Raw genomic sequence first — 12,869 nt, forward strand, 5'->3', positions numbered from 1 at the left:
GCATCGGCGAGGCTCAAAAGAGCGCCCCGCGACGAGGAGGCGGCTTATGGCAGAGGCCTTCGCGCTTGGCAAGCGCCCTTTGAGGGGTTGCCGACAGCCTTTTTTCGGAGGCTTGATCCGGACGGGTTTAGGCTGGGTTTTTCCAGGGGCGGAGTTCTAGGCGTTGCGTCTGTTTGTGTTCGGTATGGGCTATGTCGGCGCGGCCTTTTCGCGCGCCTTGCGAGCCCGAGGGTGGGAGATCGCCGCCACGGCCCGGGACGCGGACCAGGCCGACAGGCTGCGCGCCCAGGCGATCACGCCCGCCCATCCGGACGACCGCGAGGCCATCGCCGCCGCGCTCCTGGGGGTGAGCGCCGTGCTCGTCACCGCCCCGCCCGGCCCCGACGGCTGTCCGGCCCTTGAATCGCTGGTTCCCGCGCTCGCCCAGGCTCAGGCCTTCCCCGACTGGATCGGCTATCTGTCAACGACCGGCGTCTATGGCGACTACGACGGCCGCTGGGTGTTCGAGACCACGCCGCTGAAGGCCCAGTCGGTCGAGGGCGCCCGCCGGGTCGGGGCCGAACGCGACTGGCGCCAGGTCGGACGCGGCATGGGCCTGACCGTAACCGCCTTCCGCCTGCCCGGCATCTATGGCCCGGGCAGAAGCGCCCTGGATCGCCTGCGCGCCGGCGAAGGCCGTCGCATCGTCAAGCCGGGCCAGGTGTTCAGCCGCATCCATCTCGACGACATCGTCTCGGGCCTGCTGGCCTCGCTCGACCGACCTAGGGCGGGCGGCGTCTACAACCTGGTCGACGACGCGCCGGCCCCGCCGCAGGACGTCATGGAGCATGCCGCCAAGCTGTTGGGCGTCCCGGTCCCGCCGGACCTGCCGTTCAACGCACTGGGCATGTCCCCCGCCACCCGCCGCTTCTATGCCGAGAACAAGCGCGTCTCGAACGCTCTGGCCAAGGCGGAGCTGGGCTGGCGGCCGGCCTATCCGACCTACCGCGAGGGCCTGGCGGCGATCCTGAAGGCGGGCGGTTAGAGACCTACTCGTCGTCGATAGCCGGCGGCCTCGGAGCGATCCCCACCGCATCCAGACCCGCCGCGTTGCGCAGCCGCGCGGCCCGCGCCAAGCGGCGAGAGACGAGATCGCCCTCTTCCGGTTCGGCCAAGCCCTTGGCTTCGGCGACAGCGGCGACGATGCGTTGCAGATCCTGAGGACGCGAGAGCCGGTGATCGCCGTCCTTGATCAGACTGAAGACGACGTCCTGGCTGTTGAGAGCGTTGGCCAGCTCCAGGGCGTGGGTCCAAGGCACGTCCGGGTCGGCGCCGCCCTGCAGCACCCGCACGGGGACGTCGATCGGGACCGGTCCCGGCAGAATCGACCACCGCGCCCCATCTTCCAGAAGTTCGCGGGTAATGGCGTAACCGCCGTCGTCGTACTCGGACGGCCGGATCCAGAAGCCGTCGCGGGCGATGGCCGCCTTGGCCTCGGCCGACAGCTCGGGCTCCATCAGCTTCTCGGTGAAGTCCGGCGCGGGCGCGATCAGCACCATGGCCTTCACCCGATCAGGCCGGGCGATGGCGGCCAGGCACGACAGCCAGCCGCCCATGGACGAGCCGACCAGCACCAGCGGCCCGTCGGTCAACTGGTCGATCACCGCCAGGGCGTCCTCGCGCCAGCGGCTGATCGTGCCGTCCTTGAACGCGCCGTCGGAATGGCCGTGGCCGAAATAGTCGAAGCGGATATAGGACCCGCCCGTCGCCTTGGCCTGCTCGGCCAGGACCTCGGCCTTGGTCCCGCTCATGTCACTATGGAAGCCGCCCAGCCAGACGACCGTGGGGCCTTCGCCCTCGATACGGCGGAAAGCGATCTTCGAACCGTCTTCGCGCGTCACAGCGCCTGGGGATTCGGTCATGGCGTCGCCTTGATCCTTTCGTTAACTAAACGCGTTCGTTTCATCGAGAGTCGCGTGCCCGACCTACCCGCCGGCTTCACCCTGCTGCAAGTCACGCCTGAGCTGGAAACAGGCGGGGCCGAGCAGACGACGATTGATGTCGCCCACGCCGTCGTGGCGCAAGGCGGCAAGGCCCTGGTCGCGACGAAGGGCGGGCGCATGGCCTCGCGCCTGGAGGCCGATGGCGGCCGTCTGGCCCAGATGCCCGCCCAGTCGAAGAACCCGCTGATCATGCTGGGCAACGCCGCGCGGCTGATCGACCTGATCCGGCGCGAGAAAGTCAGTCTGGTCCACGCCCGCTCGCGCGCTCCGGCCTTCAGCGCCCTATGGGCCGCCCACGCGACCAAGGTCCCGTTCGTGGCCACCTATCATGGCGTCTACAACGCCAGGTCCAATCTGAAACGCTGGTACAACGCGGTCATGACCAAGGGCGACCTGGTCATCGCCAATTCCGAGTACACGCGCGACCACATCATTCGAGAACACAACATCGCGCCCGAGAAGGTCGTGGCCATCCCGCGCGGCGTCGACCTCACCCGCTTCGAGCCGGGCGTGGTCGGCGCCGACCGCATCGCGGCCCTGCGCAAGGCCTGGGACGTGGCCGATGGCGAGCGCCGGCTGAAGGTGCTGCTGGCCGGTCGCCTGACCCGCTGGAAGGGCCAGGCCCTGATGATCGAGGCCATGACCCTGCTGAAGGCGCGCGGCGAGGATCGGGTGCTGCTGCTGCTGGCCGGCGACGACCAGGGCCGCAAGGGCTATCGCGCCGAGCTTGAGGCCGCCATCGCCGCCGCCGGACTGCAGGCCGCGGTCAAGCTGGTCGGACACTGCGACGACATGCCGGCCGCCTACCTGCTGGCCGACATCGCCATCGCCCCGTCGCTGGAGCCGGAAGCCTTCGGCCGCACCGCGGTCGAGCCGCAAGTCATGGGCCGCCCGGCCATGGCCTCGGACCACGGAGCGACGCGCGAGACCATCATCCCCGGCGAGACCGGCTGGCTCGTCGCGCCCGGCGACGCCGAGGCCTGGGCCGACGCCCTGCTCGAAGCCTGCGAGATCGGCGCGGCCGGACGACAGGCCCTGGGCCAGGCCGCACGTCTTCGTGCGCGGCGGTTGTATTCGGTGGACGCTATGTGCGAAGCGACCCTCAAGGTCTATGCACGCATATTGAGTTCGGAGCGTTCGTCTTGAGCAAGGAGATCAAGAAGGTTCTGGTGATCAAGCTGGGAGCCCTGGGCGACTTCGTCCTGTCGCTCGCGGCGATGAAGAAGATCCGCGAGGCCCACCCCAAGGCCAAGATCACGCTCCTGACCACGCCGCCTTACGAAGCCCTGGCCAAGCTCAGCCCATACTTCAACACCGTCGACACCGATGGCCGGCCCAGCGACCTGGGCGAGACCCTGGCCATGATCGGTCGTATCCGCAAGGCGCGCTACGACCGGATCTACGACCTGCAGACCAACAGCCGCACCAACTGGTACTTCCAGCTGCTGCGTCCCTTCCCGCCGCAATGGAGCGGCGTCGCCTTCAGCGCGTCGCTGCCGCAGAAGGGGTCGGCGCGGCTGCGCATGCACACCCTGGAGCGCCAGGCCGACCAACTTCGCGCCGCCGGCATCTGGCCCGACGCCCCAACCGCCCCGGGCAGCGCCCCGCCGCCGGACCTGTCGTGGATCCTGCGCAAGCAAAAGGAGCCGCGCCCTGTCGCCGGCGCCGCGGCGCCGCGCCCCTACGTCCTGTTCGTGCCGGGCGGCTCCGCCCACCGGCCGGAGAAACGCTGGCCGGTCGAGAACTACGCCCAACTGGGTTCGCTGCTGAAGGCGCGGGGCCTGGACATTGTCATCATCGGTGGCCCGCAGGAAAGCGCCATGGCCCGCCACATCCAGAAGGCCGTCGGCGGGGCCCGCGATCTGACCGGCCGCACCGACTTCGCTCAGTTGGCCGTGCTGGGAGCCAAGGCCGCCCTGGCCGTCGGCAACGACACGGGTCCGACCCACCTGCTGGCCGCCGCCGGCGCCCCGACCATCGCCCTGTTTTCCGACGCCTCGGATCCCGAGCTGTGCGGCCCGCGGGGCCACGTGGCGGTGATCCGCTCGCCCGACCTGAAGGCCCTGCCGGTCAGCACCGTGGCCAGCGCGGCGATGGCGCTGCTGCCCCACTGATTCGCGGGTCAGTACCCCGCGTACCGGCCCGGCTTGTGGTTGGCGATGATCACCGCGCTCAGCGCCACGGCGCTGGCGATCGACAGCAACAGCTTGTCGAACGGGATCGTGAAGAAGGCCGCCAGGACGACCAGGCAATCGGCGGCCAACTGGACCTTGCCGGCGCTGACGCCCCGGCGCTCGTGCAGATAGAGCGCCAGCACCCCGATCCCGCCGACGCTGGAGCGGTGACGGGCCAGGGCCAGGATGCCCATGCCGATGATCGTGCCGCCGAACACGGCCGAGAAGATCGGATCGATGTAGCTGACCTTCAGCCAGTACGGCATGGCGAAAGCCAGGCCAGCCAGCAGCAGGTTCGTCGCCAAGGTCTTGAAGGTGAAGACCCAGCCCATGGTCCGTTGAGCCAGGACGTAGAACGGCAGGTTCAGCAGGAAGAACACCGTCCCCACCGGCCAGCCGCCCAGATACGAGAGGATCAGCGCCACCCCGGCCACGCCGCCCGTCACGAGGCCCGCGGCCTTGAGCAGGGTCAGGCCCACGGCGATGAAGCTGGAGCCGATCAGGAGGGCGTGGACGTCCTCCAAGGCGGTGTGACGATGCTGATTCATGGAGCTCGGGCGGGCGTCTTGAAGAGGGAAAACACGTCCCCGTCTCGCCGTTTCCACCCCTGCGCACGCTGGGATCAGAAAAAACTGGACCCGCCCGACGTCTCTTTGACCGCCTTCGCTTGATAGAGCGCGGCCGGCGCGTCATATATCACTTTCTCGCGGCGCGCCCAGCGCGGTGCGCGCGCGTTCAGCTATACCCTTACTACTCACGCTTCACATCAACAGTCCCGGAGCCGCCCCTATTCGCCGTCCTATGCAAACGCCGCCCGTTAAAGACGGACCGCGTATCAACGAAGACATCCGCGTCCCCCGCGTCCTGCTGATCGACCAAAACGGCGAGAAGCAAGGCGAGATGCCGACCGCGTCCGCTATGGAAGCGGCCGAGGAAGCTGGCCTGGACCTGGTGGAAATCGTTCCGAACGCCAATCCGCCCGTCTGCAAGATCCTGGACTACGGCAAGTTCAAGTTCCAGGAGCAGAAGAAGAAGAACGAGGCGCGCAAGCGGCAGAAGGTGGTCGAGCTCAAGGAGATCAAGCTCCGGCCGAACATCGACATCCACGATTACGAGGTCAAGGCCAAGGCCATGACCCGTTTCTTCGAGGAAGGCGACAAGGTGAAGGTCACCCTGCGCTTCCGCGGTCGTGAAATGGCGCACCCCGAGCTGGGCATGAAGCTGCTCCACAAGGTCAAGGCCGACTTCGACGAAGTCGCCAAGGTCGAGTACGAGCCGCGCATGGAAGGCCGTCAGATGATCATGATCCTGGCCCCGCGCTAGGATCCGATCACGGGTAGACATCGAAGCGCCCCGGCCACTGCGGCCGGGGCGTTTTGTTTTGGGCGCTTGTCGCTCTTCGCGCGCCTCGACACACCCGCAGCCTCTGGTAGAGTTTGGCTCAGTTGGGGGAGTTGTCGCGTGTTGAAGTCCATCCTGGCCGCCGGTGCGGCCTGTTTCGTTCTGCTGTCGGGTCCGGCGCACGCCGCCGACAAACCCGGTCTTGCTGTCTACGGCCAACTACCGACCATCGAAGGGGTCGAAATCTCGCCCGACGGCACGAAGCTGGCGGTTATCCTGACCAATGGCGAGCAGCGCTCCCTGGTCGTCCGCCAGGTCGGCGGCGGTATCCTCGCCGGCATCAATGCCGGCCCCACCAAGTTGCGCGGGGTCACCTGGGTCGGTGAGGACCATCTGCTGATGGTGGCCTCCCAGACCGCCGACGTGATGGGCCTCTCGGGTCCGGCGCGTGAGTACTACATGGCCACGGACTTCAATCTGAAGACCAAGAAGCAGACACCTCTGCTGCGCAACCAGCCGTCGGCCATGAACGTGATCATCGGTCCGCCGATGCCGCGCATCATCGACAACGAGCCGTTCGTTTTCCTGGAGGGCATCCAGTTCATCGACAATCAGGGCGTGGACATGCTGTACCGCGTCAACCTGCGCACAAACGTGACACGGGCGCTGGATCGAGGCGCGCGCATCGACACCGACGGCTGGCTGGTCGACACGCAGGGCGAGCCGGTGGCCCAAACCCTGTACGACAGCAAGCGCGGCCACTGGTCGCTGCGCATGAAGTTGAACAACGCCTGGCGCACGGTCGACGAGGCCGACACGCCGATGGGCTCGTACGGCATCGCCGGCTTCGGCCGCGACGGCAAATCGGTGCTGGTCTGGCGGACCGACGACAAGAACAAGGACTTCCTGCGCGAATACGGCGGCGACAAGCATGTCGACCTGCCCAACGACCTCGACCTCAGCAGCCTGATCCACGATCCAGCCACCCTGGCCCTGCTGGGCGGCGTCACGCTCAAGGGCGATGACCTGACCTACACCTTCTTCGACGAGACCAGCCAGAAGGCTTGGAACGCGGTGATCAAGGCCTTCAAGGGCGACCGCGTCTCGCTCGCCTCCTGGTCAAAGGACCGCAAGCACGTGGTGGTGCTGGTCGACTCGCCCGAGGCCGGGCAGGCCTATGCCCTGGTCGATCTCAACGCCAAGCGGGCCGTTTGGCTGGGCGACGTCTACGAGAGCCTTACCCCTGCGGCGATCTCGCCGGTCCGCGCGATCAAGTACAAGGCCGCCGACGGCCTGGAGATTACCGGCTATCTGACCCTGCCCAAGGGTCGCGATCCGAAGAACCTGCCGCTGATCGTGCTGCCGCACGGCGGCCCGGAGGGCCGCGACACACCCGGTTTCGACTGGTGGAGCCAGGCCCTGGCCTCACGCGGCTATGCCGTGCTTCAGCCCAATTTCCGAGGCTCCGAAGGCTTTGGCTGGGACTTCGTCAAGGCGGGCTTTGGCGAGTGGGGCAAGAAGATGCAGACGGACCTGTCCGATGGCGTCCGCGACCTGACGAAACGGGGCGTCGTGGATCCTAAACGCGTCTGCATCGTCGGCGCCAGCTACGGCGGCTACGCGGCCCTGGCCGGGGCGACGCTGGATCGCGGCGTCTATCGCTGCGCTGTCTCGGTGGCCGGGCCGTCGGACCTGAGGAAGATGCTGCTGTCCGTTCGCGACGCCAACAACGGCGAAACGGGCCCCTCCCAGCGCTACTGGCTACGGTTCATGGGGGCCGACGGGATAAGGGATCCCGACCTGGCCGCCATCTCTCCCGCCCAGCAGGCCGCCAAGGTCGACATCCCCGTCCTGCTGATCCATGGCAAGGACGACACCGTGGTGCGCTACGACCAGAGCCAGGCCATGGCCGCCGCCCTGAAGAAGGCCGGCAAGCCGGTCAGTTTCATCACCCTGGACGGCGAGGACCACTGGCTGTCGCGCGGCGCCACGCGCCTGAGGATGCTGACCGAGACCGTCGCCTTCGTCGAAAAGAACAACCCGCCCGACTGATCCCCACGGACAAGGCGCTCACCTCGCGGCCGGCGAGATCAACTTAAGATTTACAGATCTAGCCATTTCGCGGCACTCTTCACTCGAGTTCATGGGCCGAGGAGTTTGTGATGCTGAGGATCATCGTGGCGGCGAGCGTAGCCGCCGTTCTGAGCCTGGCGGCCCCCGCCGTCGCGGCGGACAAGCCCGACCTCGCCCTCTACGGCGCCCTTCCCAAGATCGAAGAGGTGGTCATCTCGCCGGACGGCACGAAGCTGGCGGTGGTCACCACTGACGGTGAGCAACGCTACCTGACGGTGCGCAAGACCGAAGGCGGCGGCATCGCCGGCGTCGCGCTGAAGGCCAACAAGCTGCGCAGCGTCATGTGGGCGGGCGAAGAACACGTCGTGCTGGTCGTCTCGCAGGCCTCCCAGGGCATGAGCCTGGCGGGCCCGCCCCGCGAATATTTCATGGCCAGCGACTTCAACATCACCACCAACATACTCCGGCCGCTGCTGGACGGCTCGAAGAAGACCAGCACCAAGATCGGCGTGGAGCAGACCTTCAACGTCATCGTCGGTCCGCCTCAGGTGCGCATGATCAAGGGCGACCCGGTGGTGTTCCTGGAAGGGGTCCAATACCTGCGCGGAACCGCAGCCGACACCCTGTTCGCCGTGAACCTGCGGACGGGGACGCAGCGCCAAGCCGAGAACACGCCACGCTACAGCACGGACGGCTGGCTGGTCGACGTCGATGGAAAGTCGGTCGCCCAATCCACCTACGACATCAAGAGCGGCCGAGGCGCTCTGCTGATCAAGGCCGGCGGCAACTGGAAGAAAGTCGACGAAGCCGACTCGCCAGCCGGCACGTATGGGATCTCCGGCCTCGGCCGCGACGGCAGGTCGGTGCTGGTCTGGCGGCGCGGCGACGACGACGTCCTGCGCGAATACAGCAGAGGCGGCGGGCGCGAGGCGTTGCCGGACGATCTTGATTTCGACGGCCTGATCCACGATCCGTACAGCGCCCGCCTGCTCGGCGGCTACACCCTGGACGGCGACGCGCTGCGCTACACCTTCTTCAATCCGGCCGTGCAGAGCGCCTGGTACGCCGCCATCAAGCCGTTCAAGGATGCGCGCGTCAGCCTCAAGTCGTGGTCCAGGGACTGGAGTCGCGTGATCGTGCAGGTGGATACGCCCACCGAAGGCCCGGCCTACTACCTGATCGATCTGCGGACCGGGAAAGGCTGGTTCCAGAGCCGGGTGTACGAGGATGTCAAACCCGAGGCGATCTCGCCGGTGCGCTCGATCAAGTACAAGGCCGCCGACGGCCTGGAGATCAGCGGCTACCTCACCCTGCCGCGTGAACGCCCGCCTACGAACCTGCCCCTGATCGTCCTCGCGCACGGTGGCCCCGAAGGCCGCGACGCGCCGGGTTTCGACTGGTGGAGCCAGGCCCTGGCCTCGCGCGGCTACGCCGTGCTGCAGGCCAACTTCCGGGGCTCGGCGGGCTTTGGAAAGGACTTCGTGAAGGCCGGTTACGGCGAGTGGGGCCGCAAGATGCAGACCGACCTTTCGGACGGCGTCCGCGACCTGGCGCGCCAAGGCGTCATCGATCCCAAACGCGTCTGCATTATGGGCGCCTCCTACGGCGGCTACTCGGCCCTGGCGGGCCCCACCCTGGACAAGGGCGTCTATCGCTGTGCGGTCTCGGTCAACGGCCCGTCGGACCTCAACCTAGTTCGCAAGGAGGTCATCTCGCCCAAGGAGGTCTGCATGTGGACCGGGTTGGGAACCCCGTGCCCGAAGTCGGGCGCCGGCCCGGTCAATCCAGGCCGCATGCTGTCGACGAACCTCGATGATCATGGCGCCCGCAGCTCGACCTCTCCGCGCTACTGGCTGCGTTTCATGGGATCGGACAAGAAAACCGACCTCGACGCCATTTCGCCGGTCAAGCTGGCTGACCGCGTGGATGTCCCAGTGCTGCTGATCCACGGTACGGACGACACCATCGTGCGCTTCGAGCAGAGTCAGGCCATGGCCGACGCGCTGAAGAAGGCGGGCAAGCCGGTCACGCTGGTGCCTCTGGAGGGCGAGGACCACTGGTTCTCGCGCGGCGAGGCGCGCGTGAAGATGCTGACCGAGGCCGTCGCCTTCGTCGAAAAGAACAACCCGCCCGACTGACAAGGCCGAGGTTCGGGCGTAAACCGCGCGTCCCTATGTCCGAACCCGCCCATAGTCCCCGCGCCCTGGCCGTCCTGCTCCTGGTTGTCTTCATCAACCTGGTGGGCTTCGGCGTGGTCATTCCGCTGCTGCCCTTCTACGCCAAGGCGATGCACGCCGCCCCGTGGCAGGTGACGACCATGTTCGCCGCCTACAGCCTGGGCCAGTTCTTCGGCGAGCCGTTCTGGGGGCGGATGTCCGACCGCATCGGCCGGCGGCCGGTGCTGATCGTCACCATCATCGCCAACGCCATCGCCTACCTGGCCCTGGCCTTCGCGCCGAACATCTGGATCGCCATGGCCATCCGCCTGGTCGGCGGTTTTGGCAGCGGCAACATCTCGACCATCCAGGGCTACATGGCCGACGTCACGCCGCCCGAGAAGCGCGCCGGGCGCATGGGCCTGCTGGGCTCGGCCTTCGGGGCCGGCTTCGTGATCGGCCCGTCGCTGGGCGGCCTGCTGGCCCATCCCAGCGCCGGCAGGCTAGGCTTTCAGATCCCGCTGTTCGTGGCCGCCGGCATGGCGGCGCTGGCGACGGTCGGCGTCCTGCTGTTCGTGGCCGAGAGCCGCGCGCCCTCCGCTCCGGGCGTCAAGCAGCCCGGCCGGCGCGAGGCCTTGAGCGCGGCCTCGGCCCACCCGATCCTGTCGCGCGTGCTGCTGGTCACCCTGGTCTCGACCGGCGCCTTCGCGGGCATGGAATCGATCTTCGGCCTGTGGGCCAACGCCCGCTTCGACTGGGGTCCGCGCGAGGTCGGCCTGTGTTTCGCGGTCATCGGCGTCATCGCCTCGCTGGGCCAGGGCCTGCTGACCGGACGCCTGGCCCGTCGCTTTGGCGAAGGCAGCGTGCTGACCGTGGGCCTCGTCATCATCTGCGCCAGCCTGTTCGTCTCGCCGTTCGTGACCCATCCCGTCCTGGCCATCGTCGCCGTCGGCTGCACCGCTTTTGGCCAGTCGCTGGTCTTCCCCTGCGTGGCGGCCCTGATCTCCCGCGCCAGCCCGCCGGACCGCCAGGGCCAGATGCTGGGTCTGAACATGGCCGCCGGCTCGCTGGCCCGCATCGGCGGTCCGCTGCTGGCCGGTCCGCTGTTCGGCCTCGCCATCGGCGGCCCCTACTGGTTCGGCGCGGCCCTGATGGTTCCGGCTATCTTCCTCGCCGTGACGATCGTCCACCGCGCGAAAGCGGCGGCCTGAGGCCTAAGCGCTTGCCTTCGGCGAGTCTTTCCCTTAGTAACGCCCCCTTTCCGGAACCGCCTGGCCAATTGGCATGCCATGGCGGTTCGTCTTGCTATCCCAGAGGACGGGGCGAAAGCTCCGACGCGAAATGCCTAAGTTGAAGACGAAGTCGGGCGCTAAGAAGCGCTTCAAGATCACGGCCACGGGTAAGCTGAAAGCCGGCGTCGCCGGCAAGCGCCACCGTCTGATCGGCCACAACGGCAAGTACATCCGCCAAAACCGCGGAACGAAGGTGATGAGCGAGGCTGACGCCAAGACCATCCGTTCGTACCTGCCCTACGGCCTTTAAGAGGAGCGCTGACACATGGCTCGCGTCAAACGTGGCGTCACCGCCCACGCCAAGCACAAGAAGGTTCTTGAACAGGCGAAGGGCTTCTACGGCCGCCGCAAGAACACCATCCGCACCGCCAAGGCCGCCGTCGATAAGGCCGGTCAATACGCGTACCGCGACCGCAAGGTGCGCAAGCGCGCCTTCCGCTCGCTGTGGATCCAACGCATCAACGCCGGCGCCCGCATCGAGGGCTTCACCTACTCGCAGTTTATCCACGGCCTGGACGTGGCGGGTGTGGTGATCGACCGTAAGGTCCTCGCCGACATCGCGGGCAACGACCCGGCTGCGTTCAAGGCTATTGCTGACAAGGTCCGCACCGCCCTGGCCGCCTAAGGTCTTTCTCGGGTCCGTCCCGATTGCGATCTAGAAAAGCCCTCCGGTGCGAACCGGAGGGCTTTTTGCTGCGCGCTCCCCTACTCCGCCCCGCCCGAATGCTCTAGACGGATGCCCGTCATGACCGATCTCAACACCCTCGAATCCGACGTCCTGGCCCAGGTGGCCGGCGCGACGGACCTCGCCGCTCTCGATGCGGTGCGCGTCGCCGCCCTCGGCAAGACCGGCTCGATCTCCGGCCTGCTGAAAACCCTGGGGGCGATGAACCCCGAGGAGCGCAAGACGCAAGGCGCCGCGATCAACGCCCTGCGCGACGCCGTCGCCGCCGCCGTCGCCGAAAAGAAGGCCGCCCTCGAGGCCGCCGAACTCGACGCGCGCCTGGCCAGCGAGACCCTGGACCTCACCCTGCCGGCGCCCTACCGCCGCAAGGGCAGCGTCCACCCGACCATGCAGACCATGGACGAGATGATCTCGATCTTCGCCGAGATGGGCTTCGCGGTCGCCGAAGGTCCGGACATCGAGGACGACTTCCACAATTTCACGGCCCTGAACTTCCCGCCGAAGCACCCGGCCCGCGAGATGCACGACACCTTCTTCTTCAATACGAAGGAAGACGGCGAACGTATGCTGCTGCGCACCCACACCAGCCCCGTGCAGGTGCGGACCATGGTGTCGCAGAAACCTCCGATCCGCATCATCGCGCCGGGCCGCACCTATCGCGTGGACAACGACGCCACCCACACGCCGGTGTTCCACCAGGTCGAGGGCCTGGTGATCGACAAGGGCATCCACATGGGCCACCTGAAGTGGACCCTGGAGACCTTCCTGGCGCGGTTCTTCGAGACCGACGCGGTCACGACCCAGTTCCGGCCGCACCACTTCCCGTTCACCGAGCCGTCGGCCGAGATGGACGTGCAGTGCGACCGCTCGGGCGGCGAGATCAAGATCGGCCAGGGCACGTCGTGGCTCGAGATCCTGGGCTGCGGCATGGTTCACCCGAACGTGCTGCGCGCGTGCGGCATCGATCCGGACGAGTACCAGGGCTTCGCCTTCGGCATGGGCGTCGACCGTCTTGGGATGCTGAAGTACGGCATGCCGGACCTGCGCGACATGTGGTCGTCCGACGTCCGCTGGCTGGCGCACTACGGCTTTAGCGCGTTCGCCGCGCCGAACCCGGCGTCGGGATTGAGCTAGACCTGAACCCTCCCCTCCCCCTTGCGGGGAGG

The 12,869-nt window shown here is 67.4% G+C and carries 12 protein-coding genes; 10 read left to right on the plus strand and 2 right to left on the minus strand.

Annotated elements, in window-relative coordinates:
* The first annotated feature begins 163 nt into the window (after nt 1–163).
* Nucleotides 164–1,024 carry an SDR family oxidoreductase gene (locus tag AC07R7_RS02290; RefSeq protein WP_492883219.1) on the plus strand — a complete coding sequence of 287 codons (861 nt, stop codon included), beginning with the start codon at nt 164–166 and terminating at the stop codon, nt 1,022–1,024.
* Between the two features lie 4 nt (nt 1,025–1,028).
* Here AC07R7_RS02290 and AC07R7_RS02295 read toward each other — a convergent pair whose 3' ends face one another.
* Nucleotides 1,029–1,901 (minus strand): alpha/beta fold hydrolase, encoded by an 873-nt coding sequence (locus AC07R7_RS02295; RefSeq protein ID WP_494633976.1) that lies wholly within the window; start codon nt 1,899–1,901, stop codon nt 1,029–1,031.
* 54 nt (nt 1,902–1,955) lie between these two features.
* On the opposite strand from AC07R7_RS02295, the gene AC07R7_RS02300 reads away from it, so the two are divergent.
* Complete coding sequence (locus AC07R7_RS02300; protein ID WP_492883215.1) at nt 1,956–3,128, plus strand: glycosyltransferase family 4 protein; 1,173 nt, start codon at nt 1,956–1,958, stop codon at nt 3,126–3,128.
* On the plus strand, nt 3,125–4,096 hold the full coding sequence (locus AC07R7_RS02305; protein WP_494633977.1) for a glycosyltransferase family 9 protein: 972 nt from the start codon (nt 3,125–3,127) through the stop codon (nt 4,094–4,096). Before AC07R7_RS02300 ends, AC07R7_RS02305 begins: the two co-directional genes overlap by 4 nt.
* Nucleotides 4,097–4,104: 8 nt before the next feature.
* Here the strand turns inward: AC07R7_RS02305 and AC07R7_RS02310 are convergent, their stop codons facing one another.
* On the minus strand, nt 4,105–4,704 hold the full coding sequence (locus tag AC07R7_RS02310) for a YitT family protein (RefSeq protein ID WP_494633979.1): 600 nt from the start codon (nt 4,702–4,704) through the stop codon (nt 4,105–4,107).
* 253 nt (nt 4,705–4,957) lie between these two features.
* On the opposite strand from AC07R7_RS02310, the gene infC reads away from it, so the two are divergent.
* The 7 genes from infC (at nt 4,958) to pheS (ending at nt 12,837) form a co-directional block, all read left to right on the plus strand.
* A complete protein-coding gene (infC, locus tag AC07R7_RS02315) occupies nt 4,958–5,479 on the plus strand; it encodes a translation initiation factor IF-3 (protein WP_099580303.1) in 522 nt (173 codons plus the stop codon).
* Nucleotides 5,480–5,617: 138 nt separating this feature from the next.
* Entirely contained in the window at nt 5,618–7,549 is a 1,932-nt protein-coding gene (locus AC07R7_RS02320; protein ID WP_494633981.1) for an alpha/beta hydrolase family protein, read from the plus strand.
* A gap of 110 nt (nt 7,550–7,659) precedes the next feature.
* Nucleotides 7,660–9,708 (plus strand): alpha/beta hydrolase family protein, encoded by a 2,049-nt coding sequence (locus AC07R7_RS02325; protein WP_492883207.1) that lies wholly within the window; start codon nt 7,660–7,662, stop codon nt 9,706–9,708.
* Nucleotides 9,705–10,937, plus strand: coding sequence for an MFS transporter (locus AC07R7_RS02330; protein ID WP_492884368.1), 1,233 nt, complete (start codon nt 9,705–9,707; stop codon nt 10,935–10,937). The genes AC07R7_RS02325 and AC07R7_RS02330 overlap by 4 nt, the downstream gene beginning before the upstream one ends.
* 130 nt (nt 10,938–11,067) lie before the next feature.
* Nucleotides 11,068–11,268, plus strand: coding sequence for a 50S ribosomal protein L35 (rpmI, locus tag AC07R7_RS02335; RefSeq protein WP_018061454.1), 201 nt, complete (start codon nt 11,068–11,070; stop codon nt 11,266–11,268).
* 15 nt (nt 11,269–11,283) lie between these two features.
* The gene (gene rplT / locus AC07R7_RS02340; RefSeq protein WP_099580311.1) at nt 11,284–11,643 is read left to right on the plus strand and encodes a 50S ribosomal protein L20; all 360 of its coding nucleotides are present in this window, start codon (nt 11,284–11,286) and stop codon (nt 11,641–11,643) included.
* 120 nt (nt 11,644–11,763) lie between these two features.
* The gene (gene pheS, locus AC07R7_RS02345; protein WP_492883204.1) at nt 11,764–12,837 is read left to right on the plus strand and encodes a phenylalanine--tRNA ligase subunit alpha; all 1,074 of its coding nucleotides are present in this window, start codon (nt 11,764–11,766) and stop codon (nt 12,835–12,837) included.
* The last annotated feature ends 32 nt before the right edge of the window (nt 12,838–12,869 follow it).

This window comes from Caulobacter sp. GW821-FHT05F04 (genome assembly GCF_059419665.1).

Coding starts and splice junctions, on each gene's coding strand:
- AC07R7_RS02295 (WP_494633976.1), bottom strand. CDS start 1,901: ATGACCGAATCCCCAGGCGCTGTGACGCGCGAAGACGGTTCGAAGATC.
- AC07R7_RS02310 (WP_494633979.1), bottom strand. CDS start 4,704: ATGAATCAGCATCGTCACACCGCCTTGGAGGACGTCCACGCCCTCCTG.
- infC (WP_099580303.1), top strand. CDS start 4,958: ATGCAAACGCCGCCCGTTAAAGACGGACCGCGTATCAACGAAGACATC.
- AC07R7_RS02325 (WP_492883207.1), top strand. CDS start 7,660: ATGCTGAGGATCATCGTGGCGGCGAGCGTAGCCGCCGTTCTGAGCCTG.
- rpmI (WP_018061454.1), top strand. CDS start 11,068: ATGCCTAAGTTGAAGACGAAGTCGGGCGCTAAGAAGCGCTTCAAGATC.
- rplT (WP_099580311.1), top strand. CDS start 11,284: ATGGCTCGCGTCAAACGTGGCGTCACCGCCCACGCCAAGCACAAGAAG.
- pheS (WP_492883204.1), top strand. CDS start 11,764: ATGACCGATCTCAACACCCTCGAATCCGACGTCCTGGCCCAGGTGGCC.